Source organism: Persicimonas caeni, from assembly GCF_006517175.1.
Lineage (GTDB): Bacteria > Myxococcota_A > Bradymonadia > Bradymonadales > Bradymonadaceae > Persicimonas > Persicimonas caeni.
On the sequence record NZ_CP041186.1, the window covers coordinates 5,582,652 to 5,609,312 of the forward strand.

19 protein-coding genes are annotated in these 26,661 nt (G+C 64.1%); 14 read left to right on the forward strand and 5 right to left on the reverse strand.

From position 1 onward, the window contains the following. Nucleotides 1-130 precede the first annotated feature (130 nt). The gene (locus FIV42_RS20585) at nucleotides 131-2,092 is read left to right on the forward strand and encodes an IgGFc-binding protein (RefSeq protein ID WP_141199513.1); all 1,962 of its coding nucleotides are present in this window, start codon (nucleotides 131-133) and stop codon (nucleotides 2,090-2,092) included. Nucleotides 2,093-2,103: 11 nt separating this feature from the next. On the opposite strand, the gene FIV42_RS20590 is transcribed toward FIV42_RS20585, so the two are convergent. Continuing rightward, nucleotides 2,104-3,918 carry an acyl-CoA dehydrogenase gene (locus FIV42_RS20590; RefSeq protein ID WP_141199514.1) on the reverse strand — a complete coding sequence of 605 codons (1,815 nt, stop codon included), beginning with the start codon at nucleotides 3,916-3,918 and terminating at the stop codon, nucleotides 2,104-2,106. A 382-nt stretch (nucleotides 3,919-4,300) separates the two neighbouring features. On the opposite strand from FIV42_RS20590, the gene FIV42_RS20595 reads away from it, so the two are divergent. Together FIV42_RS20595 and FIV42_RS20600 are read left to right on the forward strand one after the other, a co-directional pair. Further along, nucleotides 4,301-5,263 carry a transposase gene (locus FIV42_RS20595; RefSeq protein WP_141199515.1) on the forward strand — a complete coding sequence of 321 codons (963 nt, stop codon included), beginning with the start codon at nucleotides 4,301-4,303 and terminating at the stop codon, nucleotides 5,261-5,263. A gap of 369 nt (nucleotides 5,264-5,632) precedes the next feature. Further along, a complete protein-coding gene (locus FIV42_RS20600; RefSeq protein ID WP_141199516.1) occupies nucleotides 5,633-5,983 on the forward strand; it encodes a DUF3140 domain-containing protein in 351 nt (116 codons plus the stop codon). A gap of 157 nt (nucleotides 5,984-6,140) precedes the next feature. On the opposite strand, the gene FIV42_RS20605 is transcribed toward FIV42_RS20600, so the two are convergent. After that, nucleotides 6,141-7,157 carry an SDR family oxidoreductase gene (locus FIV42_RS20605; RefSeq protein WP_141199517.1) on the reverse strand — a complete coding sequence of 339 codons (1,017 nt, stop codon included), beginning with the start codon at nucleotides 7,155-7,157 and terminating at the stop codon, nucleotides 6,141-6,143. A 246-nt stretch (nucleotides 7,158-7,403) separates the two neighbouring features. Between FIV42_RS20605 and FIV42_RS20610 the strand changes: the two genes are divergently transcribed. Both FIV42_RS20610 and FIV42_RS20615 read left to right on the forward strand, forming a co-directional pair. Beyond that, nucleotides 7,404-8,066, forward strand: a complete 663-nt coding sequence (locus FIV42_RS20610; protein ID WP_141199518.1) for a UdgX family uracil-DNA binding protein — start codon at nucleotides 7,404-7,406, stop codon at nucleotides 8,064-8,066. 195 nt (nucleotides 8,067-8,261) lie between these two features. Next, nucleotides 8,262-9,011 carry a YceI family protein gene (locus tag FIV42_RS20615; protein ID WP_141199519.1) on the forward strand — a complete coding sequence of 250 codons (750 nt, stop codon included), beginning with the start codon at nucleotides 8,262-8,264 and terminating at the stop codon, nucleotides 9,009-9,011. A gap of 113 nt (nucleotides 9,012-9,124) precedes the next feature. Here FIV42_RS20615 and FIV42_RS20620 read toward each other — a convergent pair whose 3' ends face one another. Both FIV42_RS20620 and FIV42_RS30270 read right to left on the reverse strand, forming a co-directional pair. Beyond that, nucleotides 9,125-11,158, reverse strand: coding sequence for a hypothetical protein (locus FIV42_RS20620; RefSeq protein WP_141199520.1), 2,034 nt, complete (start codon nucleotides 11,156-11,158; stop codon nucleotides 9,125-9,127). A 98-nt stretch (nucleotides 11,159-11,256) separates the two neighbouring features. Beyond that, entirely contained in the window at nucleotides 11,257-11,430 is a 174-nt protein-coding gene (locus FIV42_RS30270; protein ID WP_168210810.1) for a hypothetical protein, read from the reverse strand. Nucleotides 11,431-11,604: 174 nt separating this feature from the next. Between FIV42_RS30270 and FIV42_RS20625 the strand changes: the two genes are divergently transcribed. Next, nucleotides 11,605-12,240: a peroxiredoxin gene (locus FIV42_RS20625; RefSeq protein ID WP_141199521.1), complete on the forward strand. Its 636-nt coding sequence runs from the start codon at nucleotides 11,605-11,607 to the stop codon at nucleotides 12,238-12,240. Between the two features lie 98 nt (nucleotides 12,241-12,338). Here the strand turns inward: FIV42_RS20625 and FIV42_RS20630 are convergent, their stop codons facing one another. Next, nucleotides 12,339-12,767, reverse strand: a complete 429-nt coding sequence (locus tag FIV42_RS20630; protein WP_141199522.1) for a hypothetical protein — start codon at nucleotides 12,765-12,767, stop codon at nucleotides 12,339-12,341. Between the two features lie 244 nt (nucleotides 12,768-13,011). On the opposite strand from FIV42_RS20630, the gene FIV42_RS20635 reads away from it, so the two are divergent. The 8 genes from FIV42_RS20635 to FIV42_RS20670 all read left to right on the forward strand — a co-directional run bounded on the left by FIV42_RS20635 (nucleotide 13,012) and on the right by FIV42_RS20670 (nucleotide 26,561). After that, nucleotides 13,012-13,518 (forward strand): PaaI family thioesterase, encoded by a 507-nt coding sequence (locus FIV42_RS20635; protein WP_168210811.1) that lies wholly within the window; start codon nucleotides 13,012-13,014, stop codon nucleotides 13,516-13,518. A gap of 39 nt (nucleotides 13,519-13,557) precedes the next feature. Further along, nucleotides 13,558-14,742, forward strand: coding sequence for a DUF3089 domain-containing protein (locus tag FIV42_RS20640; protein ID WP_141199524.1), 1,185 nt, complete (start codon nucleotides 13,558-13,560; stop codon nucleotides 14,740-14,742). A gap of 157 nt (nucleotides 14,743-14,899) precedes the next feature. Continuing rightward, on the forward strand, nucleotides 14,900-16,360 hold the full coding sequence (locus FIV42_RS20645) for a DUF4856 domain-containing protein (protein WP_141199525.1): 1,461 nt from the start codon (nucleotides 14,900-14,902) through the stop codon (nucleotides 16,358-16,360). A gap of 83 nt (nucleotides 16,361-16,443) precedes the next feature. Then, complete coding sequence (locus FIV42_RS20650) at nucleotides 16,444-17,667, forward strand: imelysin family protein (protein ID WP_141199526.1); 1,224 nt, start codon at nucleotides 16,444-16,446, stop codon at nucleotides 17,665-17,667. Nucleotides 17,668-17,669: 2 nt separating this feature from the next. Beyond that, complete coding sequence (locus FIV42_RS20655) at nucleotides 17,670-19,058, forward strand: HTTM domain-containing protein (RefSeq protein WP_141199527.1); 1,389 nt, start codon at nucleotides 17,670-17,672, stop codon at nucleotides 19,056-19,058. A gap of 126 nt (nucleotides 19,059-19,184) precedes the next feature. Then, complete coding sequence (locus FIV42_RS20660) at nucleotides 19,185-21,536, forward strand: TonB-dependent receptor family protein (RefSeq protein WP_141199528.1); 2,352 nt, start codon at nucleotides 19,185-19,187, stop codon at nucleotides 21,534-21,536. Nucleotides 21,537-21,840: 304 nt separating this feature from the next. Beyond that, entirely contained in the window at nucleotides 21,841-24,942 is a 3,102-nt protein-coding gene (locus tag FIV42_RS20665) for a WGR domain-containing protein (protein WP_168210812.1), read from the forward strand. Between the two features lie 2 nt (nucleotides 24,943-24,944). After that, nucleotides 24,945-26,561, forward strand: coding sequence for an SWIM zinc finger family protein (locus FIV42_RS20670; protein ID WP_141199530.1), 1,617 nt, complete (start codon nucleotides 24,945-24,947; stop codon nucleotides 26,559-26,561). Nucleotides 26,562-26,661: the final 100 nt, after the last annotated feature.

Genomic DNA, 26,661 nt, shown 5'->3' on the forward strand with positions numbered 1-26,661 from the left:
TTTATCGAATAAGAATGTCTAAACTCATCAAAGAGCGCCGTTCACATGGTCCCACGATGCGGCAACCTTGCCTCGGCGCAAACCTCTCGCTAACACTACGGCACGTATCGATGAGTGCCATGAGGTAGAGATGCTTCCGAAGCGATTTTGGTGTGTTTTTGTCGCAACTGTCACATTCGGCTTGCTCGGTCTGCCGGGCTGTTCCGACGAGGTCGAGCCTAATGGAGACGGCGAATGCAAGACCGGCGAGACATTCAACGTGCTCAGCGGACGCTGTGAGCCGGCAGCCCAGCCGGATGCCTCCGTCGCGGACACGAGCCGCGCTGACGTGACTTCGACTGAAGACGTCGGCGCCGATGCTGACGCCGGGCCGGACGGGCAATGCACGCCCGGGGAGCGTCAGTGCGCGGATCTGTGGACCTTGGCCACTTGCAACACTTCGGGCGATGGGTTCGACGAGACAAACTGCGGCCAGGGGGCATTATGCCGACAGGGGCGCTGTGAGCAGGCCCAGGGAAGTTGTGCTGCCGGTGAGCGCACGTGCGCGACCCTGAGCGAGGCGCTTGTCTGCGCCGACGATGGGTTGGGATTCGACAGTGAGACGTGCGAATCGGACGAGCTTTGCCATCGGGGCACCTGCCAGGTTCTGACCTGCGTGCCGTCCCAGACGAGCTGCCAGGGCAACGACGTGGTGCGATGCAGCGACGATGGCAGCGCGCAGACGGCGGTGCAAACGTGTGGCTCGGGCGAGGTTTGTGAGGCGGGCGCCTGCGTGGCTGACACAGGGCCCTGCGCAAACCAGAAGGGCTATCTGGGCTGCGAGTTTTTGGCCGCCGACCTCGACCACATGGATCCGGGCGACGACCAGCAATTCGGAATCAGCGTCTCCAATAGCCACACCGCACCGGTCGACGTGACCATTACGACCGGCGACGGCTCGCAGGTCACCAGTCAGACAATCGCGGTCGGCCAATTGCAGACCTTCGAACTCGCCCGGCGCGATGTCGACAACACCGGGCTGACGCGCCAGAGCTACATCGTCGAATCGACCGGGCCGGTCACGGTTCACCAGTTCAACCCGCTCAACCGCTCCGGTGTGGCTTCGACCGACGCCTCGCTGCTGCTGCCATCACACGCCATCGGTACGGACTACATGGTGCTGGGGTGGCCCACCACCACGAGCTTTCGGGTCACCGAAGGACGCGCCTACTTCACGATCATTGCCGCCGAAGATGCCACGCAGGTCACCGTCGAACCGACTGCTCCCATTGAAGCGGGCGGCGGGGTATCTGCGCTCACGCCTGGTCAGCGCCAGACCTTTACGCTGGACCGGGGTCAAGTGCTCTCGCTGTCGACGCCCAACGAGGCGGGCCACGATCTGAGCGGGTCGACCATCACCAGCACCAAACCGGTGGCGGTCTATTCGGGGAGTGAGTGCGCTGACGTGCCGGTGGGCACGGCGGCTTGTGACCACCTCGAGCAGCAGCTCTACCCGACAGACACATGGGGGGCGACGCTGGTAGCCGCGAAATTTGCCCCGCGCGACGAAGAGGTCGACGTCTATCGACTCATCGCCAGCCAGGACGGTACGCAGGTGAGTTTCACACCCGCAGTCGGCGGCAGCTCGCAGACCACGCTCGACCGGGGCCAAGTCTACGAGTTCTCGACCGCCGAGCACTTTTTGCTCGAGGCCTCCGCGCCGGTGTTGTTGGGGCAGTTCATGGTGGGGGCGTCCGACGACGGCGTCTGCTCGGGGCTGTTCTGCTCCGGCTCGCCGGGAGATCCGGCCTTCTTGCTCAACGTCTCCACTCGCCAGTATCGCAGCGATTATATCGTGTTGATCCCGGCGGGATTCGGAGACAATTTTCTGAGCATCACCGCCCCCACCGGAACGAGCGTGAGCGTGGATGGACAGGCCGTGTCAGTGACACCGAGCGCCATCACCGGGACGAATTGGCAGGTCTACCAAGTCCCGGTGGGTGAGGGCGTGCATCGCGTCGAGGCCTCACAGCCGGTGGGGCTGACCGCGCACGGCTACGACCAATACGTGTCGTATGCCTACCCGGGCGGATTGAGCCTCGAGGCACGCTAGTGTCAGCGCCGTTAGAACCACTCCGGTTGCATCGACAAGGTCGTGTCGTCGAGTGAGCTCAGCAGCTCGCTATGGCGGGCGACCTTGGGAAGCTCCCACCGAAAGAAGTAGCGCGCGGCCTGAAGCTTGCCGTGAAGGAATTGCTCGCGCGCCGTGTCGAGCCCGTCTTCATCCAGTTGGTTGTGGGCGATGGTGGCTTGTTGCAGCCACATCCAGGCGATGACGATGTGCCCCAGCATCTCCAAATAGACACTGGCGTTAGCCAAGAAGAGGTCGACCTTGCCCTGCATGGCTGCGCCGGTGAGGGTCATGGTCGCCTTAGCGGCTTGCTGGGTCGCGGTCTCCAGGGCGTCGGCCAATTCGACCAGCTCGGGGGTTTGGCGCGCACGCTCGATGTCGGCGTTGACGCGGCCGAGCAGGAGCTGCAGCGCGGCACCGTTCTTCATGGTGACCTTGCGCCCGAGTAGGTCGAGGGCTTGGATGCCGTTGGTGCCCTCGTGAATGGCGTTGAGGCGATTGTCGCGGTAGAGCCGCTCGACGGGGTATTCGCTGGAGTAGCCGTAGCCCCCCATCACTTGAATGGCGAGCTTGTTGGCCTCGAGGCAGTGCTCGCTGGGCCAGGCCTTGGCAATTGGAGTGAGCAGGTCGAGCAGAAGGCTGGTCTGCTCGGCGCGCTCGGTATCTTCATCGACCTCGGCGAGCTTGATGTCGTCGACGAGTCGGGCGCAGAAGAGCCCGAGCATCAGCGCGCCCTCGGTGGCGGCTTTCTGAGCGAGCAGCATGCGGCGAACGTCGGCGTGCTCGATGATTGGGACGGGCTCGGACGTGGGATCCTTGTCGGCGGCCGGTCGCCCTTGCGGGCGCTCTTTGGCGTACTCGAGGCTGTGCTGGTAGCCGGCGTGGCCGAGCATCGTGGCACCGAGCCCCACGCCGATGCGCGCCTCGTTCATCATGTGGAACATGTAGCGCAACCCTTGGTGCTCCTCACCGACGAGCCAGCCGATGCAGTCGTCGTTCTCGCCGAAGTTCAACGCGGTGTTGATAGTGCCGCGAAAGCCCATCTTGTGGTTGAGCCCGGTCAACGACACGTCGTTGGGCTCGGCGGGGTTGCCTGCGTCGTCGAGGCGCATCTTGGGGACGATAAAAAGGGAGATGCCCTTCACGCCGGGGGGACCTCCGGGGATTTTAGCCAGCACGAGGTGGACGATATTTTCGCCCAGCTCGTGATCGCCGCCCGAGATCCACATTTTGTTGCCGCGTATCTTGTAGCGCCCGGCGCCCAACGGCTCGGCGACCGTCTCGATGTCGGTGAGCGAGGAGCCGGCCTGGGGCTCGGAGAGGCACATTGTGCCGAAGAAGCGTCCCTGGAGCATCGGCTCGAGGAAACGCTCTTTTTGTTCGTCGGTGGCGTGGGTGGCCAACAGGTTGGCGGCGGCGAGGGTCAAGAGCGGATAGCCCGCGGTGGCGCAGTTGGCGGCGTAGAAGACGGCCATGTAGGCCTGTGCGATGGAGTAGGGCAGCTGCATGCCACCGTCGTCGGCGTCGAAGGAGGCGCTCAAAAAACCTGCCTCGGTGAATGCCTCGATGGCTTCGGCGACCTCTGGAATGATGTGGACGCGGTCGCCGTCGAAGCTGGGAGGCTCGCGGTCGAGTTTGGCGGCGTGAGGCTCGAATTTGTCGCGCGCGATACGAATGGCGGTGTCGACGACCGCCTCGAATGTCTGCCGATTGTGGTCGGCAAAGTACGGGTGCTCGGTCAGTTGGTCGACATGGAGGCAGTCGTACAGCAGGAAGTCGAGGTCGCGGCGGTCGATGATGTCGCTCATATTCGCTGGCCAAGAAGGCGTGTGAGTTAAGTGGCACGTCGGCAGAAGCTTCCAGCCCGGCAGGTCTCGATGGTACTCCCGCGAGCCGCGCGGGCGGACCACGTTTGGCAGGTCGATGGTAATCAACACCGCGAGACAAGACCAGTGACTCGCGCCAATTCGACAAACAGAAAATGCCCCCCGATTTTACCCCACCCCCCACACGGTGTCAGACACCGTGTAGGCCAGCATTCATGCGCGTCTGAGCAGGATCTTGTGCGCGATCTCTGCCCGTGGCTCGCCAAGAAATTTCGCCCGATCACGCAACGAATCGTCCCCTTTTGCCGAAAACCGTATTGAGGGCTGTTGATGAACCTTCACCACATTACGGAGCACGGCACCCATGGGACACCCGTTGCGAAATCAAGAAAAGGACGTCATTTACGAATTGAGCAATCGCACTCTGCACCAGATGTACGCGCTTTTGCCCGAGGAGCAGGTCAACGCCATCATCCTGGGGCTGTTGGCCAAGTATGCCTGGCGCTACAGCGTCGAAATCTTCGCGTTTTGCTTTATGTCCAACCACTTTCACATGCTGGTGCGCTCCAAGAAGCTGCAGCTGCACCTGTTCATGCGCGACTTTCAGAGCCAGTTGGCAAAGAAAATCAACGCCCTGCGCAACCGCACTGGCACCTTCTGGGAGCGCCGCTACACCGCGACCAAGGTGATGGACGACGAGGCGATGGTCGACCGGTTGCGCTATATCGTGTGCAACCCCAGCGAGTCGGGCCTCGTGAGTCACCCGAAGCTGTGGCCGGGGTTGTGCTCGTGGGATATCCATAAGTCTGGTGAGCCCATGGTGGGAGAAGTCGTCAACCGCAAGACCTATTGGGCGGAGAAGCGCAAACGCAAGAACAAGTACAAGACCGAAGCCGAGCTCATCGAGATGGCCACCGAGCGCTACACGCTCGAGATGGCGAAGCTCCCGCAGTGGAGAGATCTCGACGACGAGACCTACCATCGAAAGATCGTCGAGACGTGCCACGAGCACGCCGGTGAGCTGGCCAAGAAGCGGAAAAGGCCATGTCCTGGGCCTCAGAAGGTGCTCAGCGTGAAGTGGAACGAACGCCCTAACAACCCCAAGAAGGCGCCTCGCCCGCTATGCCACGGCGGCGACTGCAAGCAGCGCCAGGCCTATCGAGAGAACAGACGCCTGCTCGTCAGTGGCTATCGAAAGGCGGTGCGCAAGTGGCGCAAAGGCAAGACTGAGATCGAATTCCCCGATGGCACCATCCCGCCCGGCCACCAGTTCTGCGTGGGCGGGAGTCACGATATCCGCCGCGACCCACCTCCCCCCAGCAATTAGCGTCTACAACGTCACTTTGTAGTATCAGGCCTTGTCCTTGACGGCTTGCCATCCATTGAACCCCCACTCACGCATCTCGCGTCGTGAGTCCACCGAAGTGCGTCTTCGTTTCGACGTGGATCTTGAAATCGATGCAATCGGACGGCCGGCCTACCGAGTGATGTCGCCGGTAATGGGCCGAGACACGTTTTTGTATGCTGGGGCGTGTGAGTGGGCGCTGTTTTTTGGCGGTGCGCAAATCGAAAAGCAGCCTGAGAGGCGCATGAGAGCTGGTTGCCACGGTGTCTGACACCGTTTGGAGGGGGTCGTTAGGTGGGGGGCACGTGCATACGTTCCGAGGGCAACAAATCCTCATACCTCGGAGGAGATATGGCGACGAGTAACCACGACGAAATCTACCGGGAGTTCAACGACGCGGTGAACATGGCGCCCAAAGAACTCGAGGAGTGGCTCGACACCAACGAGTCACGCTCGGTGGGCCAGGACTCGGGCGACGGGGAGGCCATCGGCCACAAGTCCGGCCGCCGCATCGTCGACATCAAACGGACCAAGAAGGCCGACCTGACCGACGGCGACTACGACCACATGCAAAAGGTCGTCGGCTACGTGAATCGCCATCTGGCCCAGAAGCCCTCATCGGACGTCGTAGACTCCAATTGGCGCTACTCGTTGATGAACTGGGGCCACGACCCCTGCAAAGATTCGGGTGTCAGTTGCTGACACTCAGATTATCGGTTGCCCATGCCGGATAGGCGCTGCTCCACTAGTCCGCACATCGCGCCGCTTCCAGTCCAGTGAGCGCTCTACGGACAGACCGTAGAGTCATCGTTGCCCGAGATGACGATCGGTCCGTCGATCTTGGCCGTTTTCATCGCGTCTACAACCGTCTTGCCAGCGCGGCAGCCCCCACCCCGAGCAACAGCCCGGCCGCCGCGGTGGCGACCGGGTGCATCGACAGCGCCGTGTAGAGGCTGTGCTCGAACACGGGCACCGATTCGTCGATATCCCCGCTTCGGGTGGGGGCTTCGTTGTTGTTCGGAGCGTAGAGCGTGCCCAACGACCCACCATTGGTCGGCTGGTCGGTCTTCTGCCCGGCGAACATCGTCGCCTCCATGACCCGGTCGCCCAGCCCGGGCGCCAGCTTGCCCATCAACGACAGCGCGCGGGCGCCGCCGCCAACGACGACGTCGCGTCTGGGATGTTCGGCACACTGCAGCACCGCGCGGGCGACGACCTCCGGGGCGTACACCGGCGGCGGCAGCGTCGGCTCGACGTCCATGTTGTTTTTGGCGTGCTTGACATAGTTGGTGTTGATCGACGCCGGCTTGATCAGACACACCGCGATGGGGTCTTCGTTCTTCTCCAGTTCCATACGCAGCGCGTCGGTATAGGCTTTGACCGCGTGCTTGCTCGCCGAGTAGTGGCCCTGCAGCGCCAGCGAACGATCGGACAGGGTGCTGCCGATATTGATCAGCGTGCCGCCGCCTTGGCGGCGCAAAAAGGGCAGGGCCGCCTGCGAGCCGTTGACCACGCCCCAATAGTTCGTCTCGAAGAGCTGGTGGGCGTCGTCGAGGGCGGTATCTTCGAGGCGGCCGAAGATGGTCACCCCGGCGTTGTTGATCCAGGTGTCGATCCCGCCGTAGCGCTCGATGGCGGTGTGGGCGAGGAGCTCGAGTTGGTCGGGCTTGGTGACGTTGGCGCGCACGTAAGTCGCCTCGAGGCCGCGCTCGGTGATTCGGTCGGTGATCGTGCGTAGCTTGGGCTCGGCACGCGCCGACAGAACCACACGCGCGCCGCGCTCGGCGGCCATCTCGGCGATCGTCATGCCGATGCCGCTCGAGGCTCCTGTAACTACGATAACTTGCTCGTCGAGTGGTTTCGGGTGGAAGTTCATCGAGCGTTCCCCGTCTATGGAGTGAGATGTTGACACAATTTGGGCTTGCGGCTGGGAGCGAAACCGAAGCAGAGGCCACTATTTGGTTCACAGCCGCAATCTAAGCGCCGAAGGTAATGTCGACAGTGCGGTGGTCGGGTGTTGGTGGGGTGAAAGGTGAGCGATCTTGACCGGTTAGCGTTGACGCGCACATTCGCAAGGGACACGGCCCGACCGAGCGAATCGACCCCCACCCAGGAGGAGACGATGGCACGTGACGAATATCCCGGAGCAGAGCAATTCGTTCCCGAACAGCGCAATCGCGACGACCTCGCGATGGCCGCAGCCGACTGTCGCGGCTGCCCCCTCTACAAAGACGCCGAACACGTCGTCTTCGGCGAAGGACCCACGGACGCACGTTTGATGCTGGTGGGCGAGTCGCCCGGACGCAACGAGGACAAACAGGGGCGACCCTTTATCGGTGATGCGGGCAAGCTCCTCGAGCGTGTGCTCGAAGAGGCGGGGCTGAGCCGCGACGAGGTCTACATCACCAACGCCGTCAAGCATATCCGCTGGAGTGTCGAGGACGGCCCGGGCAATCCCAAAGCTCCCGGCGTAAAGCATATCCAGGCGTGTCGTCCCTGGCTCGACGCCGAGATGCAGATGGTCACCCCGCAGCGCATTGTGGCCCTGGGCACGCGCGCGGCTCGCGGAGTGCTCGGCCAAGAGGTCACCATCTCGAAGAGCCGCGACCAGTTCCACACCTCCTTGTGGGGCGTCGAAGTCGTGGTGACCTATCACCCGGCGGCGGTGCTTCGCCATCCTGTCAGCGAGGAGCGCGACCGCATCTTCGAGCGCATGGTCGAAGATCTGCGCCGCGCGCAGCGTCCTCTCGAGGGGCCTAGCCCCGAGCCGGAGCTGCGAATCTGACCGCCTGGCTAACCACTCCTGCGTGCAGGGGATTGTTGTTCTGCGGAAACAGCCTGTTTTTCTCGCAGGCATTGCTCTTTCGGGGGGGCTCTCTATCATACGCCAAACGCTTTGGATGAAATATCCGGAGCCAAACTGGTATTTGAAGTCAACGAACACCGTTCATCCTGAAACTCGAACGATAGAGAGACCCCGATGTCCAAAAAGATTGCAGTCCTCCTCCTCGCCGCCGGTATGGCCATGGCCGCCGGTTGCAAGAGCGAAACCGACAACAAAGCCGCCGCGAAGGTCAGCGAGGCCTCGGCCGAAGAGAAGACCGACGAGAAGGCCGAAGAGGCCAAGGCTGACGAGAAGGCCGACGAGGCCAAGAGCGAGCCGCGCGAAGTGGCCGTGGCCACCGACAAGTCGTCCATCGGCTGGGTGGGCGCCAAAGTCACCGGCGACCACAAAGGCGGCTTCAAGAAGTTCGAAGGCAAGCTGTGGGAGAACGAGGGCGAGGTCGAGAAGGTCGAGTTCACCGTCGACACCACCAGCGTCTTCTCGGATGCCGAGAAGTTGACCGGCCACCTCAAGTCCGATGACTTCTTCCACGTCGAGAAGCACCCGGAGGCCAAGTTCGTCTCCAAAAAGATCGTCGAGAAGAAGTCGAAGTCTCCCGACGGCAAAGAGTTCTCGCACGAGGTCACCGGTGACTTCACCATCCGCGGTGTCACCAAAGAGCTGACCTTCCCGGCCAACATCAAAGCCGGCGACGACAAGCTCGAGGCGTCGACCGAGTTTACCTTCAACCGATTCGACTTCGACATCGTCTACAAAGGCAAGCCCGACGACCTGATCAAAAAAGAAGTCCTCCTGAAGGTCGACCTGGTCGCCCCGATGGACAAGCAGGCCGAAAAGCCCAAGCAAGCTGAGGCGGAGGCCGCCAAGGACGAAGCCGGCAAGTAATTGCCGGTCACGTAGTAGCACGCCGCCCGTTTCGCACACGACGGCAACAAAAAAGCCGCCGCTCCCTCGTTGGAGCGGCGGCTTTTTTGTTGCCCGGGTGGCCCTCGCGGGCGTCAGTTCGGCAGGATGATCCCGCCGGAGAAGGCGTAGCTGATGTAGTTGTCCATGCCGTGGACGACGATGCCGAAGTTCTGGTTGGCGCTGGCGGTGTGCACACCGCCTGCCAGCGAATCGACGAGCTTGTATGCCCAGCCGCTCTGGCCGCCGACCTGCGTGAACGTCGACGCGGCGTGGGTCGTCCCGTCGAGTTGGACGTCGGTGCCGCTGGGCGCGATCAGCGTCACGAAGTTCATGGCGTACTGGTCGGGGACCAAGAAGACGTAGCTGTCGCGGAACTGTTGGACGGCCGGCGGCAGCAAGAAGGCCGGGTCGCCGTCACCCGACGGCGAGTTCGTTCCGCCGATCATGAATTGGGCGACCATGATGGGAGCGCTGGCGTTCATCTCGAACGCATCCGGGGTGTGGAACTGGCGTACCTCGCCGCGGTCGAGCGTCATGCTCGAGACGCCGTTGACCGGCGGATCGATGCTCACCGTCGTGTTGTCGTTGGCGGCGGTGACTTTGTAGATCGAAAAGTCGTTGACGCCCCGGTTATAGAAGGGCGTGGCCACGTAGGAGGTGCCCCAAGTGTCGGTGGGGAAGAGTTGTTGCTCGACATGGTCGCCTGCGCTCAGGCTGTCCATGCACTCCCAGGCGACTTCGTTGCCGTTCTGATAGGGGTGGCCGCAGATGCCCGTGCAGCAATCGGCGTTGTAGGTGCACGGGCTGCCCGTCTGCACGCAACTCGACGGCGGGTTCGAGATGATCGGCTGGTCGGGGATATTGACGAGCGTCGCGCCCGTATAGACCGCCACCGGCTTGTTCGACGTGATGACCGTACCCGACAGATCGGTGCCCGAGCTGGTGATGCCGCCGTTTTCGGCCAGATGGAGCACGTGGTTGCGCGGGATCGAGAAGCTCTGCGAGCTATTCGCCGCCATCGAGCCCAACGAGCCGGCCGACAGCGCCTTAGGCCCGGAGACCTGGATGGTGGTGTTGTCCTGCATGGCGACCACGTCGATATAGGTGCCCGCCGACTGGAAGCCGCCGAAGCCGGGAGGGCCCTGCCAGCCGAGCACGATATGCTCGGTGCCGAGCACGTTCGTCGGCAAGAGCAGCGATGCGTCGCTCGTCTCGCTGCCTGCGCCCGGGTTGTTCAACGGGGCGAACTGGGTGGCGATGACCGGCAGCGAGGTGTTGAGGATGTAGATCTGGTTGGACACACCGGCCTGGTCGATCATCGGCGAGGTCGGAAAGTCGATGATCGCGCTCTGCTGGGGCTGGATGGTCTGGTCGGGCATGCTGAAGTTGGAGATGCCCGGGCTGGTCACACTGACCGTGGCCGGTTGGTCGCCCGGGTTGGAGACGACCACCGTGTGCGGCAGCGTCTGCAGGCCGTTGGCCTGGTTCAGGCGCATGCTCACGTACTCGCAGCCGAGGTTCGATTTTTCGTTGAGCACGCCGTTGCAACCCGAGCTGCACTCGCCGCCATCGCAGCTCTCGCCCTGGCCGCAACTGACGGGGTCGCCGAACGACGAGCCGTCCGACTCGCACACTGCATAGGCCGTCGGTGAGACGCAGCGCGACTCGCCGGGCTGGCAGGAGACGCCGTCGGGGATGCAGTTGCCTCGCTCGCAGATCTCGTCGTCGGAGCACTCATCGGTGAGCTGGAATTGCCCGCTATAGCACGTCTCGACGTTGCCGTTCTGGCAGCGACGTTCGAGCTCGGAGCAGGGCGCATCACTCGAGGTGTCCTCGGTCTGCGCATCGGGGCCCACGTCCGCGCTCCCGGTGTCGTCGGGCGGGTCGGCGTCGGCCTCCTCATCCGTATCGCTCGGCTCGCCGGTATCGTCGGTGCCGCTATCGAAATCGCCGCGCACGATGGGATCGCAGGAGCCCGAAATCTGGTTGAGTTGCGTCCCCTCCGGGCACTGCGAGCCACCGTCGGTGGTGTCGTCGCTGCAGCTGAAGAGGAGGGTTGCTGCGCTAAACAGCAAGACGAGGCGCCAGCGGAGGGCGCGGGGGGTAAGGCCGTAACAGGTAGGCATGATCTCTTGTCGTCAAAAAAGGTGCTCAGGTTATCCACATAGGCCCACACGGTAGCAGGAGTCGCCCAGCGGAGAAAGCGCGTCGCACTCTGCACGACTCAGCAATCGGCGAAGCATTGCGTGCGCCGGTTCAGGCAGTAGTGGTTGGCGTCCGGGGTGCCCATCTGGTCGAGGCACGCCTGGTAGGTGTCCTCGCAGGTCTCTTGGCAGCTCTCGGGGTTGCCGAGCACCGAGTCGATGACGGCGCCACACCCGCCCAGGCCTATCGCCACGAGACAAACGAGCAACGTGCGGGTGACATGAGAGGAAAGCCGGTGATGAGGGGTTGCCATCGTTGCGCCCGTGTTTACAGGTATGTCGACCGACGAGCAGCGTGCCGTCGGGATTCAGGTTCGATCTTCGTGTAGTTACTGACAGTTTCTCACACAACAAATGAGGTTTAGAAGATGACTCTACGACTTGGCGACGAAGCACCGAATTTCAAGGCGATGACCACCGAAGGCGAGATCGACTTCCACGAGTGGGGCGGCGACTCCTGGGTGGTCTTCTTCTCGCACCCGGCCGACTTCACCCCCGTGTGCACCACCGAGATCGGGCGCGCGGCGAACTTGAGCGACGAGTTCAAAAAGCGCAACGCCAAGCGTATCGTCCTGTCGGTCGACCCCATCGAAGACCACCACGAGTGGGTCAAGGACGTCGAGGAGACTCAGAACGCCAAGATGGACTACCCGATCATCGCGGACGAAGACCGCGAGATCGCCAACATGTACGACATGATCCACCCCAAGGCCGACGACACCGCCACGGTGCGCTCGGTCTTCGTGATCGACCCGGACAAGAAGATTCGCCTCACGCTGACCTATCCGCCGGCCATCGGTCGTAACTTCGACGAGATCTTGCGCGTGATCGACGCACTTCAGCTCAGCGACGACTACGATATCGCCACCCCGGTCGACTGGACCAAGGGTGAGAAGGTCGTGGTCAAGCCGTCGATCGACACCGAAACGGCCAAAGAGCAGTTTGGCGACGTCGAAGAGCTTCGCCCCTACCTGCGTCTGACGCCGGACCCGAGCACCAAGTAGAGGCGTCCTGATGCGGTCTTTCGACCGCTTCGAACGCAAAAGGCCCCGCAGCGCCACGGACGCTGCGGGGCCTTTCGTTTTCTGCTGTCGATGTCGCGTCAGCCGCCGGCCGACACGCGCTGGCGCAGCACCACCTTATTGCCCGGCGCCCCGACCGTCTTGTTCGGCTCGGCGGTCACCAGCACTTCGAAGTCGGAGTAGGGCGTGGTGAACTCGATATCGGCTTCGCGCGAATCCTCGTTGACCTTCAGTTGCCCGACTTTGATGGTCTGGGCCGACTCCGCAGTGTCGAGCCAGACGACGTAGGTCGACAGCGATGGCCCCAGATTCTTGGGCGGGGCCATATGTTTGACTTCCAGGTCGACCTTGTAATTTTCATTCTCGTCGGCGTCCTCGACTTCGACCTTGCCGGTGGCCGAAGGGGTCAGGTCAGTGGGTTGCAGTTGATAGGTCGACGGGCCGCAGCCAACGAGGGTGAGGGCGAAGACCGCAGCGATAGCGCTCAGCATTCCAGACAGACGCGACATGCAAACCTCTCATGTGTGCTCGAATGAAGTTAGCGTAATTGTTGAGGACAGCCTCCGGGTCGAGCAGCTTAGGCAGTCCTCATGAATGCTAATTTCGGCGTGGATTACATCAAGCTGCGGGCGCGGCCGGCTGGGGCGCGTCGGCGGGTAGCGCCAGGGCGAGATTCGTGGGTGCGCCAAGCGTCGAGTGCGCTACACTGGGCATCGAGGAAGGCTGTTCGCGAGATTGACTAGGAGTATGGCGGTGACAAGTTCCCTCCCACAAGACATCGACCTCAGCATCGGCCCCGGCCACCGGCCGGCCGACGAGCACCTCGCACATCTCAAGCTCGGGCGCTCCTTTTTGGCCGGGCCACACGCCGGCGAAGACATCATTCGACTGCGCTGGTACGTGCGTGAATCGGACGGCGCGTTGGTCGGACGCGTCTGGTTTGGCCCCGGCGCGCAGGGCCCGCCCGGCCACGCTCACGGCGGCAGCATGGCGGCGGTGCTCGACGAGGCGCTCGGCAGCTCGTGCTGGGTGGCGGGCCACCCCGTCGTCGCCGCCGAGTTGACCACCTCGTTTCGCGCGATGTTGCCGCTGGGCACCGTGGCGACCGTCGAGGCGTGGATCGAGAAGGCCGACGGACGCAAGCTGTACCCCAAGGGCCATATCCTCGCCGACGACGGCACGGTCTATGCCGAGGCGAGCGGCCTCTTCATCGAGATGACCTCCGAGGCGTTCGATGCGTTGGCCGACCGACTCGAGTAATTGATTGTCTGGCATATGCTGGCAGATTGAGGAGACAAGATGCGCAACTTGATAGGGCGAGCCCTACTGCTCGCAGTTGTATGTGTGTTGCCGGCTTGTTCTCCGGCGTGCTTTCTCAAGCCGACCGAGGCGTTCGACCAGGACCGCCTGGCCAAAGCTCCCGATTATAGCGATCCGGAATCTTGGGCCGCGTTGCCCGGTCGCGACGACAAAGCCGACTTCACGCCGCCGGGCGCAACCGATCGGCAGGCCGACGCCCCGGCCGACGTCTTCTTCGTCCACCCCACGACCTGGTTCGACCGCGACCTGTGGAACGACCCGCTCGATTCGGCGAAATCCCGCGAGTTTCTTCACGAGATCGTCCTGCCGGGCCAGGCCAGCGCCTTCAACGCGTGCTGCCGCGTGTTCGCTCCGTACTACCGCCAGGCGACCATCGGCGCGTATTTCGAGGAGCCCGCCCAGGCCAAGCAGGCCTTTTCGGTCGCCTACGCCGACGTCGAGCGCGCCTTCGATGCGTTCATCGACAAGTACAACACGAACGAGCAAGACAAGGGCCGCCCCTTCATCGTCGCGTCGCACAGTCAGGGCAGTCAGCACGCGATGCGTCTGCTCGAGAAGATCGACGCCGATCCCGAGCTTCGCGAGCGTATGATTGCTGCGTACGTGCCCGGCTTTGCGCTGCCGATGTCGCGCTACGGCGAAGTTTACGAGCACCTCGAGCCGTGCACGGAGCCCACCCAAACCGGCTGCATCGTCGCCTGGGACACCTACCGTTACGCCGCCGAGCTCAACTCAGACACACTCCTACACTGGCAGGGCGACGAGCTTCGTCGCGTGCCCGTCGACGCGCCGCGCCAGTGCACCAACCCGATCACCTGGCGAGCCGACGAAGAGACCTCCTCCCCCGAGGCGCATCGGGGCGCCGTCCAGCCGCTCAACGAAGGCGACGACCCGTCCCTCTTGACGGTACTTCGCTCCGACAAGCCGGTCGGCCTCGACGTGACCGGCCTGAGCGAGCCGCGCGAGGGCTTTTTGGTCGCCCAATGCAAGGACGGCGTGCTGCGCGTGCCCGATCTCGACGAGCTCGGCTACAACGAGGATGAGATGGCGCCCGGCAATTACCATCTGATGGATTACGAGCTTTTCTACATGGATATCCGTCACAATGCGGTGCGCCGCACCGAGGCGTGGCTGGCGAATCACGCGCAGCAAAAGACACCTTAAACCCCTCATTTCGAGCAAATCACGCTCAAACGGGTCTTCAGTCCGAAGAATTTGCGCTCGATCTCTTGATCGGAGCGTATTTGCCTGTTACGTTGCGCCGGAATTGAAACTCATTTTCATTTTCATTCAACCTTTGAGACGCAACACGGAGTAGCAAATGAAGTTGAAGAAGACGGTTTCGGTAGGCGCGATGGTCGGCCTGGGTTTGTTGGCTGGCTGCGGTGATGACACGGAGAGCAACAACGCCACCAACAACGGCGGCGGCGAGCTGCAGGTTCCGGAAACCTACAACTTCGACAGCAAATTCGTCGAAGGCGAGAGCAGCGTGTCGTACTCGGGCCAGGTCGCCCGCCAGGTGCTGATCGCCGACCTCAAGAGCTTCATCAGCGGACTGACCGACTCGGTCGACGCCGGTGACTACGATAGCGCGCAGGACGGCGACGTGGTCGCCGCACTCGACTACTACTTCCGCTTCGATTCGGACGCCAACGGCGACAGCGAGTTCATGCTGAGCACCGATCCGGCCACGAAGCAGACGACCTATAACGACATCTCCGGCGGCAAGAACCTCGTCGGCAAGCTCGCCGGCAACGACTCGGTCACCGACCACAAAGACTGGGCGACCGAGTTCACCGGCTGGAGCGACACCACCATTGCCGCCAACGGTGGCTCGGTCGACACGCCCGAGGGCCTTGTGACCGCCTTCTTCGAGACGCTCGAAGAGAACGCGCTGGGCCGCGTCGCCGGCACCGAGCGCACTGGCACCGACGGCCAGACGCTGCCGGTCCACGTGACCGAGCAGGGCCAGGACCTCAACCAGCTCACCCAGAAGTTCTTGCTCATGGCCGTGACCTACTCGCAGGCCACCGACGACTACATGGACAGCGACACTGACGGCAAAGGCCTGAAGTCGTCGAACACCCAGGACGAGGACGCGCCGTACACCACCCTCGAGCACCAGTGGGACGAGGGCTTCGGCTACTTCGGCGCCGCGCGTGACTTCCTTGCTTATAGCGACGAAGAGATCGCCAGCCCCGGCTACATGGACACCGACGGCGACGGCGCCATCGACCTCAAGTCGGAGTACAACTTCGCCAACGCCGCCTACTTCGCCAAGCGCGACCTGAGCGCGGTCGAGCCGACCGACTTCACCCAGCAGGCCATGGAGGCCTTCCTGACCGGTCGCGCCATCATCAGCTCGGCCGACGGTGAGCTGAGCGACGAGCAGATGGCCGCCCTCGAAGAGCAGCGCGACATCGCCGTGATGGCCTGGGAGAAGGTCATGGCTGCCAACGTCGTCCACTATATCAACGACACCCTCGAGGCGATGAGCTTCTTCGGCGGCAACGACTACGACTTCGTCGAGCACGCCAAAGTCTGGTCGGAGATGAAAGGTTTCGCGCTGGGTCTACAGTTTAACCCGCACTCGATGCTCAGCGACGCCGACTTCGAGCAGTTCCACACGCTCGTAGGCGACGCGCCGGTGCTGGCGGACGCCGACCAGGCCGACATCGATCAGTACAAAGCCGACCTGATCGCCGCGCGTCAGCTTCTGGGCGACGCCTATGGCTTCGCCGACGCCAATCTCGGCAATGACAGCGGCCAGAACGGCTGGTAAACGAGGTTAGAGTTACATCTTCGGGGCGGGTGCGCGAAGCACTCGCCCCGTTTCTAATCGACCCCCAGACGCATCTTCAAACCATGCGATATTCACGACACATTCTACTCCCCCTGCTGGTCGCCTCGCTCGTCGGCGTGGCCAGTCTGAGCGCTTGCTCCGACGACGACGGCCCGGCCAACAACGCCCCCGTCGAAGATCCGGAGGCCGCCGAAGCGCGCCGCGCAGTCCTGTCGAGCCTCGGGGACGACGTCATCTTGGCGACTTACGCCGAGTTCGAGCAGAAGACCGACACGCTCGCCTCGGCAGCCGATGCTTACGCGGGCTCGCAGAGCGACGCCGACCGCCAGGCCGTCCAAGACGCATGGCGAGAGGCGATGAACACCTGGCAGCGCGCCGAGATGTTCCAGATCGGCCCGGCCGGCCCCATGGGCGCGGTCGTCGGCGGCGAGGACCTGCGCGACCAGATCTACTCGTGGCCCATCGTCAACCCGTGCCGCGTCGACCAAGAGCTCGTCGAGCAGAACTACACCGACGCCGAAAGCTTCGCCTCCGAGCCGGTCAACGTGCGCGGTCTCGACGCGATGGAGTACCTGCTCTTCGTCGAGGGCACCGAAAACGCCTGCGCGCCCAACAGCTCCATCAACACCGACGGCAGCTGGGAAGCCTTGAGCGCAGACGACATCACGAGCCGACGCGCCGCCTACGCCCAGACGCTCGCCGCCAATCTCGCCGAGCGCGCAGGCGAGCTTCGCCAGATGTGGGCTGCCGACGGCGGCAACTTCCTGGGTGAATTCAGCACCGCCGGCGCCGACAGCGAGACGTACGCGACCTCGCAAGAAGCGCTCAACGCCGTCAGCGACGCGATGTTCTACCTCGACAAAGAGACCAAGGACATGAAGCTCGCCCAGCCCACCGGGCTGATCGACTGCGTCGAAGACGTCTGCCCCGAGGAGCGCGAGTCGCTGTGGGCCGACCACTCGCTGGCCAACGTGCGCAACAACCTCGTCGGCTTCCAGCAGCTCTTGACGGGTAACGAGGACGTCGACGGTTCGACCGGCATCAACACCCTGCTTCGCGACATGGGCGCCGGCGACTTGGCCGACGACCTGAACGCGCGCATCGACGCGGCCATCGCCGCGGTCGACGCCGTCGACGGCACGATGGCCGAGGCGCTGCAAAACGACCCGCAGTCGGTCATCGACGTCTACGACGCCACCAAGAGCGTCACCGATATCTTCAAGTCGCAGTTCTTCGACGTCCTCGACCTCGAAGTGCCCAAGCGCGGCGAGGGCGATAACGACTGATCATGAGCGTCGCACCCGCCACAACCTGGTTGGACACCCTGCGAGAGCGGGCAGCCGAGCACGTCGACGTCAGCTCGCTGGCCGCTTTTCGCGTGCTCTTTGGCCTGATGATGTGCTTCGGCACCATCCGGTTCATGGCCTACGGGTGGGTCGACCAGTTCTTCGCCGAGCCCGACTTTTTCTTCCACTTCTGGGGTTTCGAGTGGGTCGAAGTGCTCCCCCCGACGTGGATGCACGCCGCCTTCGCCGCGCTCGCCGTGCTGTCGTTTCTGGTGGCCATCGGCCTGTTCTACCGGTTCGCCATCGTCGGGTTCTTCGTGTTGTTCACCTACGTCGAGCTCATCGACGTGGCCAACTATCTGAACCATTACTACCTGGTCAGCCTGCTGGCGCTGCTTCTGTGCTTTTTGCCTGCCAACGCCGCCTGGTCGGTCGACGCCAAGCTGTGGCCGCGGGTGCGCCGCGCCAAGATCCCGGCCTTTTACGTCTGGCTGCTCCGCTTCCAGGTGGGCACGGTCTACTTTTATGCGGGCGTGGCCAAGATCGGCACTGACTGGCTCATTCACGGTCAGCCGCTCAATATCTGGCTGAGCTCGCGCGTCGACACGCCCGTCATCGGTCCCTTTTTGGACATCTGGTGGATCGCCGTGGCGATGGGCTGGGCGGGCATGCTCCACGACCTGCTGATGCCCTTTTTGCTGCTGTCGAAGAAGACGCGTCCCTACGCCTACGCCGTGCTCGTGGTCTTCCACGTGGCCACCGGCTACTTCTTTCGCATCGGCATGTTCCCGCTGATCATGATGGTCTCGGCGTCGATCTTCTTTCCGCCCGACTGGCCCAAGCGCTGGGTGCCCGAGAGGTTGTGGCCCGCGCCCGGGCAGTCGCAGGAGAGCCGCCGCTGGCAGACCCCGGCGATGGCCCTGGCGCTCGCCTTTTGCCTCTTGCAGGTGGCCATGCCGCTTCGCTTTCTGGCGTACCCGGGCAACGTCTTGTGGAGCGAGCAGGGTATGCGCTGGTCGTGGAAGGTGATGCTGCGCGAGAAGAACGGCGCGGTGACCTTTTTGGTCGACGTCGCCGGCCGCGAGCGCGCCTACCGCGTCTCGCCGTCGCGCTACCTGTCGTCGCACCAGGAGCGCGAGATGTCCGGCCAACCCGACCTCATCTTGCAACTCGCCCACCACATCGGCGAGGAGTACCGAAGCAAGGGCTTCGAGGACGTCGAGGTGCGCGTCGACGCCCTCGTCTCCCTCAACGGGCGCAAGCCTCAGGCAATGATCGACCCGACCGTCGATCTCATGACCGTCGACGACGGCGTCGCCCCCGCCCACTGGATTTTACCCGGCCCGACGCAACCGCCGCCGCGGTTGGGCCGGATGACGATGGGTCAGTAGCGGAGCGGGGGCTTGCCCCCAGCGGAGCCAGCGCCCGTGCAGCCCCGAGGCTCGCCTCGGGGTGAACCGTGCGCCACCTGAACAAAGCTCAATTGTAGAAGTTTCGTCCAAACCGGAAGCAGTCCCATGAACGCAACGCAGTACCGACGCATTCTCTCCATCGCTCTTCTGGCCGGCTCGCTGGCCGCTCCTGCCGGTCTTGTCGCCCAGGAGGCGTCCGACGAGGCGGGCGAAGAAGACGTCTTCATCGTCGTTCCCGAGGAGGGCGAGGAAGGTGAGGAAGTCGACGACGATGAGGACGCCGGTCTGGCCGACGAGGCCGAAGAGGAGTCGCGCGAGGTGCTCGTCGAAGAGGTCGACGACGACGCGGTGCGCCTCGAAGACGTCGAGGTGCGCGCCGAGCGCATCCAGAACGTCGGCGGCGTCGCCCACGAGCTCGACGAAGAGGAACTCGAGCGCCTCGAGTACGACGACCCCCACGCCGTGCTCCTGCAGGTGCCCGGCGTGTACGTGCGCCCCGAAGAGGGCTTCGGGCTGCGCCCCAATATCGGCATGCGCGGCGCCAACGCCGAGCGCAGCAAGAAGGTCGCGCTCATGGAGGACGGCGTGCTCTTCGGCCCCGCCCCCTATGCGGCGCCCGCGGCCTACTACTTTCCGATCATCAACCGCATGGTCGGCGTCGAGGTCTTCAAGGGCCCGGCGGCCATCCAATACGGCCCGAACACCATCGGCGGGGCGATCAACTGGCAGACGCGCGACATCCCGCGCGACGGCCAGACGGGCGGCATCGACGTCAACGCCGGCAGCTACTTCACCGGCAAGGCCCACGGCTACTACGGGGCGAGCAGCGACTGGGGCGGCTTCCTTCTCGAGGGCGTCCACTGGCAATCAGACGGCTTCAAAGAGCTCGACGGCGGCGGCGACACCGGATTCAACCGCCAGGAGATCATGGCCAAGGGCAGCCTGAACACCGACCGCAGCAAGTCGGTGGTCCACGAGCTCACCCTCAAGGCGGGCTACTCGCGCGAGCACTCCAACGAGACCTACCTGGGGCTGACCGACGAGGACTTCGAGGCCAACCCGCTGCGCCGCTACCCCGCAAGCCAGCTCGACGAGATGGACTGGGACCGCACCCAGCTCGAGCTTCGCTACCGGCTGGCCGTCGACACGAGCTTCGACGTCGACGTCGCCGCCTACCGCCACGACTTCCAGCGCACCTGGTTCAAGCTCAACGGCTTCGTCGACCCCACGCCGCTCCAAGAGATCTTGGACAGCCCCGACAGCGGCCGCCGCGCAGTGCTCTACGACGTGCTCACCGGCCGGCAAGACTCGACGGTCGAAGGCGAGACCCTGTTGGTCGGCGCCAACGCCCGTGAGTTCGTCTCCCAGGGCATCCAGGCCATCGCCCAGCACCGAAGCTACGGCGACGGCTGGTACAACCAGCTCGAGACCGGCGTGCGCCTGCACAACGACTGGATCGAGCGCAACCACACCGAAGACCAGTTTTTGATGCGCTCGGGCGACCTCGTCTCCAACGACGCGCCCACCGCCACGACCACCCGAAACCGCGGCGAGGCGCTCGCCCTGGCGGCGCACGTGCTCGACGAGTTCTTCATCGCCGACTTCACGTTTACCCCCGGGCTTCGCTTCGAGTATATCCTGACCGACTTCACCAATCGGCTGACCGACGAGACGACCGACAACACCCAGTCGATCCTCATCCCGGGCCTGGGCGTCCACTACGCGCTCACCGAAAAACTCGGCGTCCTCGCCGGCGCCTACCGCGGCTTCAGCCCCGTCTCGCCGGGCCAGCCCGACGGCGTCGAGCCCGAAACCAGCGTCAACTACGAAGCCGGCGTGCGCTTCGCCGACGAGAAGACCGGCACCTTGCTCGAAGCCATCGGCTTCTTCAACGACTACGGCAACCTCATCGGCGAGTGCTCCTTTTCGGTCGGCTGCGACGAGCAGCTCGTCGACCGCCAGTTCAACGCCGGCGACGTCCACGTCTGGGGCGCCGAACTCGTCGCCGCGCACACCTTCGCGCTGGGCGGCGACTGGTTCCTTCCCGGCCGCCTCGCCTACACCTTCACCGAATCGGACTTCCAGACGAGCTTCACCTCCGGCAACCCGCAATTCGGCGAGGTCGAGGAGGGCGACGAGCTCCCCTACGTCCCCACCCACCAGGCCTCGGTGCAACTGGGCGTGACCGACCAGACCTTCGCGCTCAACACCCGGCTGACCTACGTCGGCCAGATGCTCGAAGAGGCCGGCAAGGCCGACGACGAGGACGTGCGCACCACCGAGCGCTACGCGCTGATCGACCTCTTGGCGAGCTACGAATTCTTCGACGGCTTCAAAGCCTACGGCAAGGTGAGCAACGTGCTGGGCACCCAGGCCATCGCCTCGCGCCGCCCCTACGGCGCGCGGCCCCTGGCGCCCTTTATGGCGCGGTTGGGCTTGAAGTATGACTTCGAGTGAGGGTGGTGTTGCGGAGAGGAAGGCGTAGCTTGTTGGCGCCCCCCATCCGCCCTTCGCTTCGCTACGGGCACCTTCCCCCAGGGGAAGGGCTGCCTTAGCTCACTTGGACTACGTAGCTTTTCGCAGGGTCATCCCTTCCCCTGGGGGAAGGTGGCTCGAGCGCGGTTTAGCTCGAGTCGGATGGGGGCACCGCAAAGCAAGGAGTCGCAACTCGCAACCGCACCGAGACCACGGGCAAAGCGGTTGCCCGCACCCGTCCAGTGCAGTAAAACTACCGGGCGCCTGAACAAAACCGAGGATGCCCGTGAAGCTTATCCGCCAAACCAAGCTGCACTATCGCAGCGGTAAGTCCGACAAGGTCTACGAGGTCGATCTGTGCGAGGCCGGCGACGGCGAGTTCGTCGTCAATTTTCGCTACGGTCGCCGCGGGACGACTCTTCGAGAGGGCACGAAGACGCCCTTTCCCGAGTCGCGCGCCAAGGCCGACCAGATCTTCGACGACCTCGTCGCCAGCAAAGTCAAGAAGGGCTACAAGTACACCTCGGAGTCGAGTTCGCTCTCGGAGGTGCCTTCCTCGCCGCGAGAGACCGCGGCCGATACCACCGAAAATGATCCACGTGTAACAGCGACCCTGCGGCGCATCCAGCGCGCGGCGCGCGGCGAGCCGGCGCAGTCGGATTGGAAGCTGTCGCGGGCGATTTGGACCGCCGGGGCCTGGAAGCTCTCGCAGGCCGCCGACGCCATCGCGCAACTCGCGATGCAGTCCGACGACCACTTTTTGGTGTGGTCGAGCGTCTGGGCGCTGGGGCGTTGTGGCACCGGCGAGCATGTCCAGGCGCTCGATGTCATCGAGGGGCGCGAGTCGGCGAGTGCGTCGCTTCGGAGCCTGGCGCGTGTGGCCAAGATGATGCTCGCCGACGACGCGCAGCGCCAACGATTCGCCGACGCCGAGCTCGCCAAGCTTCCCGGGCCGGCGCGTGCCGGGATCCTCGCCGAGGATAAGGCCGAGCTCTTCGAGGCGTTGCTGGCGTATCTTCGCAACGATGACGCCGACAAAGACCTGGGCTCGCAGCTCTTCGCCGTGGCGATGGACCGTCCTTGGGTGCGCGAGGCGATTCACGAGCTCGTCTGCGAGCTCGCGCCCAACGAGCGTTCGATGGCCTTTTTGCGGCGCACGCTCAAAGCCGCCGAGATGGTCATGGACGCCGAGCTGTACGGCGCGCTCGTCAAGAAGTTCGAGACCTCGCCGGGGCGCGGCTCGGCGCGTTGGAATTGGCGAAAGAGTGCGTGGGGCAGGGCGCCGGCGTTTTCGTCGAAGACCAAGGCCTACTTCCAGCGCCGCTTCGTGCGCCACCTTCGCCGCCTCGGCGAGAGCGGGCGGCCCGAGTTGTTCATCCCGTTGGCGACCGGCGTGTTGCTCTCGAACGACGACCAGATCCAGCAGCCGAGCGAGGACCAACGGGTCGACTGGCGTTGGGACTGGGACGCGCGTCGGTACCAGCGCATCGAACAGTACGCGCCGCGCTACTCGAAGCATCACTGCTTTATTTGGCTGCTTCGCGGCGAAGGTCAGTCGCTGCACCGGCCGGGCGGGGCGCTTCGTTGGTGGTATCGCGACGGCGCCGAGCGCGGGCATGCCGCGCGACGCGAGGAGCCTTTTGGAGAGCTGTGGGACCAGGCGCCCGACGCCATCTTGCACCTGATGCGCCACGCGCGCTCCGAAGAGGTGCAGCGCTTTGCGGTGCGCGTGTTTCGCGCCAACCCGGCCTTCGAGGGCGAGGTCGACAACGCGCTGCTCGGTGACCTGCTGCAGAGTTGGTGCGATGCGACCGCCGAGCTCGCCCTCGAGCTGGCGAAGGTGCGCTGGGACCCGAATAACCCCGACGGCTTGCTCCTGCTCGCCGTGCTTCGCTCGAAGCTCGCCGAGGCGCGCACACTCGGTCTGCAGTGGCTCGACCGCACGCAGCACACGCTGGGCAAGGACGCTTCCTTTTTGGCGGGGCTGGCTTTCCTCCAGCATGACGACGTTCGGGAGCGCGCTCGAAGCTTTGCCAAGACGCTCTATCTCGGCCGCGACGAGCAGAAGCGCGTGGTCGGGTTGGTGGTCTCGGCGTTGGTGAGCATGACCGATCCCGACGACGAGAGCGTCGCTGCGCATGCGGCCGACTTCGTGCTCCTCATCGCCGGCGACGTCTTGTCCGAGGTGGCCGGCGACCACGTGGCCGAGCTGCTCGCCCATCCCCTCGAGGGATGCCAGCAGCTCGGCGTGAGGGCGCTGCTCGGGCGAAGCTCGCTCAATGGGCTACCCGACGCGCTGCTCCTGGCGCCGCTCTCGTCGGAGTACGGCTCGGTGCGACGCTTGGGCATGCAGCTGTTACAGCGGCTGAGCGACCTGCAGCTCGCCGAGCGCGCCGACCTCATCGCCGGCTTCGGAACCTCCGAGTACCCCGAGCTTCGCCAAGAGGCGCGTCCGCTCATCGAGCGACTCGTCGCCAAAGACGCCGAGTTGGGGCGCGACCTCGTCGAGCGCTGGTACCCGCTGTTGCTCCGCGAGGAGCAGTTCGAGGGGCTCCACGGCCAGCTCTACGAGCTGTTGACCGACCCATTGGGGGACTACCTCGACGCGATCCCCGACGGCTCGTTCCGGCGCATGCTCACGTTGAAGTACGCCCACGCGCAGCTGCTCGGCTTCGAGCTTCTGAAGCGAGAGGTTCGCCTCGTAGACGAGCCGCTCGACACGCTCATCGAGTGGGCGAGTCACGAGTTGCTGGTGTTGCGCGAAGCCGTGCGCGCACACTTCGCGCGTTTCCCGCAGCGCCTTCGCTCGAACCCGGGCGCGATGATGCCGATGCTCGAGACGAACTGGGACGACACGCGCGAGTGGGCGTTCGAGTTCTGTCGAGACGAGATTCCCGAGGAGGCGTGGGACCCCGAGGCGCTGGTCGCCATCTGCGACAGCGTGGACGAGCGCGTCCAGAGCTTCGGGCGCGAGATGATCACCCGCAGGTTTCGCGCCGAGCACGGCCACCTCTACCTGCAGCGGCTCAGCGAGCACCCCACCGTCGAGCTGCAGATCTTTGCGACCAACTACCTGACGCGCTTTGCCGCCGACGACCCCGAGGCGCTCCAGAGCCTCGACCACTACTTTCGCGCGGTGCTGTCGAAGATCGGCGCGGGACGTGTGGCCAAAGATCGCGTGCTCGCGTTTTTGGAGGCCGAGGCGGCCAAGGATGTCGAAGCGGCGCGCTACGTCGAGGGGTTGCTGCGCCGGCAGGTGGCCACGGTGTCCGTGACCGACAAGGCAGCGTGCATCAAGGTCTTGGCCAAGGTGCGCCGCCAGTGGCCCGAGCTCCCGAGCGCGCTGACCCGTAACGCCCCATCTGTTTACTCACCCGAGGCGAACTGAGCATGCTCTTCGAGTACAAATACAAAGGCTTCTCGGGCGTCAAGACCACGCCGAAGAAGACGGCGATGTCCTTCGTGCCCGACGCGGCGCGCTCGCCGACGTGGTTTCGCGGCACGGTGCATCAGGCGTTGCCGTTCCGTGAGGCGATCTCGGCGCTGCACGACGTGGTCGTCTCGGACCTTCGCTACACGCCCAAAGACCGCGAGGAGTACAAGCGCTGGGTCGCCGAGCAAGAGGAGGTCTGGCTGGCCGAGTACATGAGCCGGGCGGCCGACAACAAGGCGCGCATCGAGGAGATTCGCCGAGAGCTGAGCGAGGTGTATAGCCGCAAGCAACAACTCTTGAAGCCGTTCTACACCGCGCGCCAGCGCTACTTCGACTACCTGTGGAAGAATAATCGCGACTGGTGGTACGTGCTCGACCCGGTGATCACGGTGCACCCGGACGAGGTCTTCTTCGAGTGTTTCAGCGAGGACGAGTCGACCTACGCCAGGCTGTCGTGCGGCCACGAGGTGTTCACCCAGCTCGACGACTTCGCCTGCGGCACGACCAATATCGACTACTCGGCCGAGCTGTACGACGAGTTCCAAAAGATTCGCACCTACCGCGACACCGAGTTGACGGTCGACCCGCAGGGCTTCTCGGTGCAGACGGCCGAAGACGAGGCGCACCGCGAGGTCAAAATCGACCTGCCCGACTCGTGGGTGCGCGGCTTCTTGCAGGTCAGCTCCGCGATGAACCTGCCGGGCTACGACATCGACCTGCACCCGATGGACCTGCACAATATCTGCTTCAAGCTGCGCCAGCGCCGCGAGAAGGAGGGCCCGCGCTCGCTTCGCTTCCAGCTCGAGCCGGGCGAGCCGGTCTCGATCGTGTTCGACCCGTGGGGCACGGTGCTCGAGTGCCCGCGCTCGACCTATCACGGCCACAGGACCGAAGAGGTGCGTATCTGGGGCCGTCGCCGCCTGCACGTGTTGGAGCGGCTGATTCCGGTGGCCAAGAGCGTCAAGCTCAAGCTCTTGGGCTACGGGATGCCCTCGTTCTGGCTCGTCGACCTGGGCGACATGCAGTTTACGCTGGGGCTGTCGGGCTGGACGGCCAATGACTGGTCGAAGCAGGGCAACTTCGACCTGCTCGCCCCCCGCGCCGACGTCACGCCCGACATCTCGAAGAAGGTGCTCGAGGAGCTCGACAAGCAGTGGGTCGCCTCGAGCCAAACGCTCGCCCAGAGCCTGCAGCTTCCGCACGCCGACGTTCTCGGCGCGCTCAGCGCGGCTACGCAGGCGGGGCTTGCCATCTACGACCTCTCCAAAGAGGTCTGGCGAGCACGCCCGTTGAGCCGAGAGCCGCTGCCGCTCGAGAAGTTGCGCTTCGAGAACGAGCGCGAGGAGAAGGCGATGCGGCTCATCGGCGAGGCGCAGGTCAGCGTCGAGCGCGGCGCCCAGGCTCGTGTGCTCCGTGGCCGCGTGCACGGCAACGAGGTGCGCGTGGTCATCGATCTCGACGAGCGCATGGTCGAGGGCGAGTGCACCTGCAATTTCCACGGGCAGAACAAACTTCGAAAAGGCCCGTGCGAGCATATCCTCGCCACGCGCATGAAGGCGAAGAGGACGTCGTGAACGTTGACCCAACGGACATCTTTACGATAGCCTCGCGCTCCAGCAGTGAGAGGGCAGCACCTTGCATCATGAGCGGCGATTCGCCGTTCGCGATCAAAGC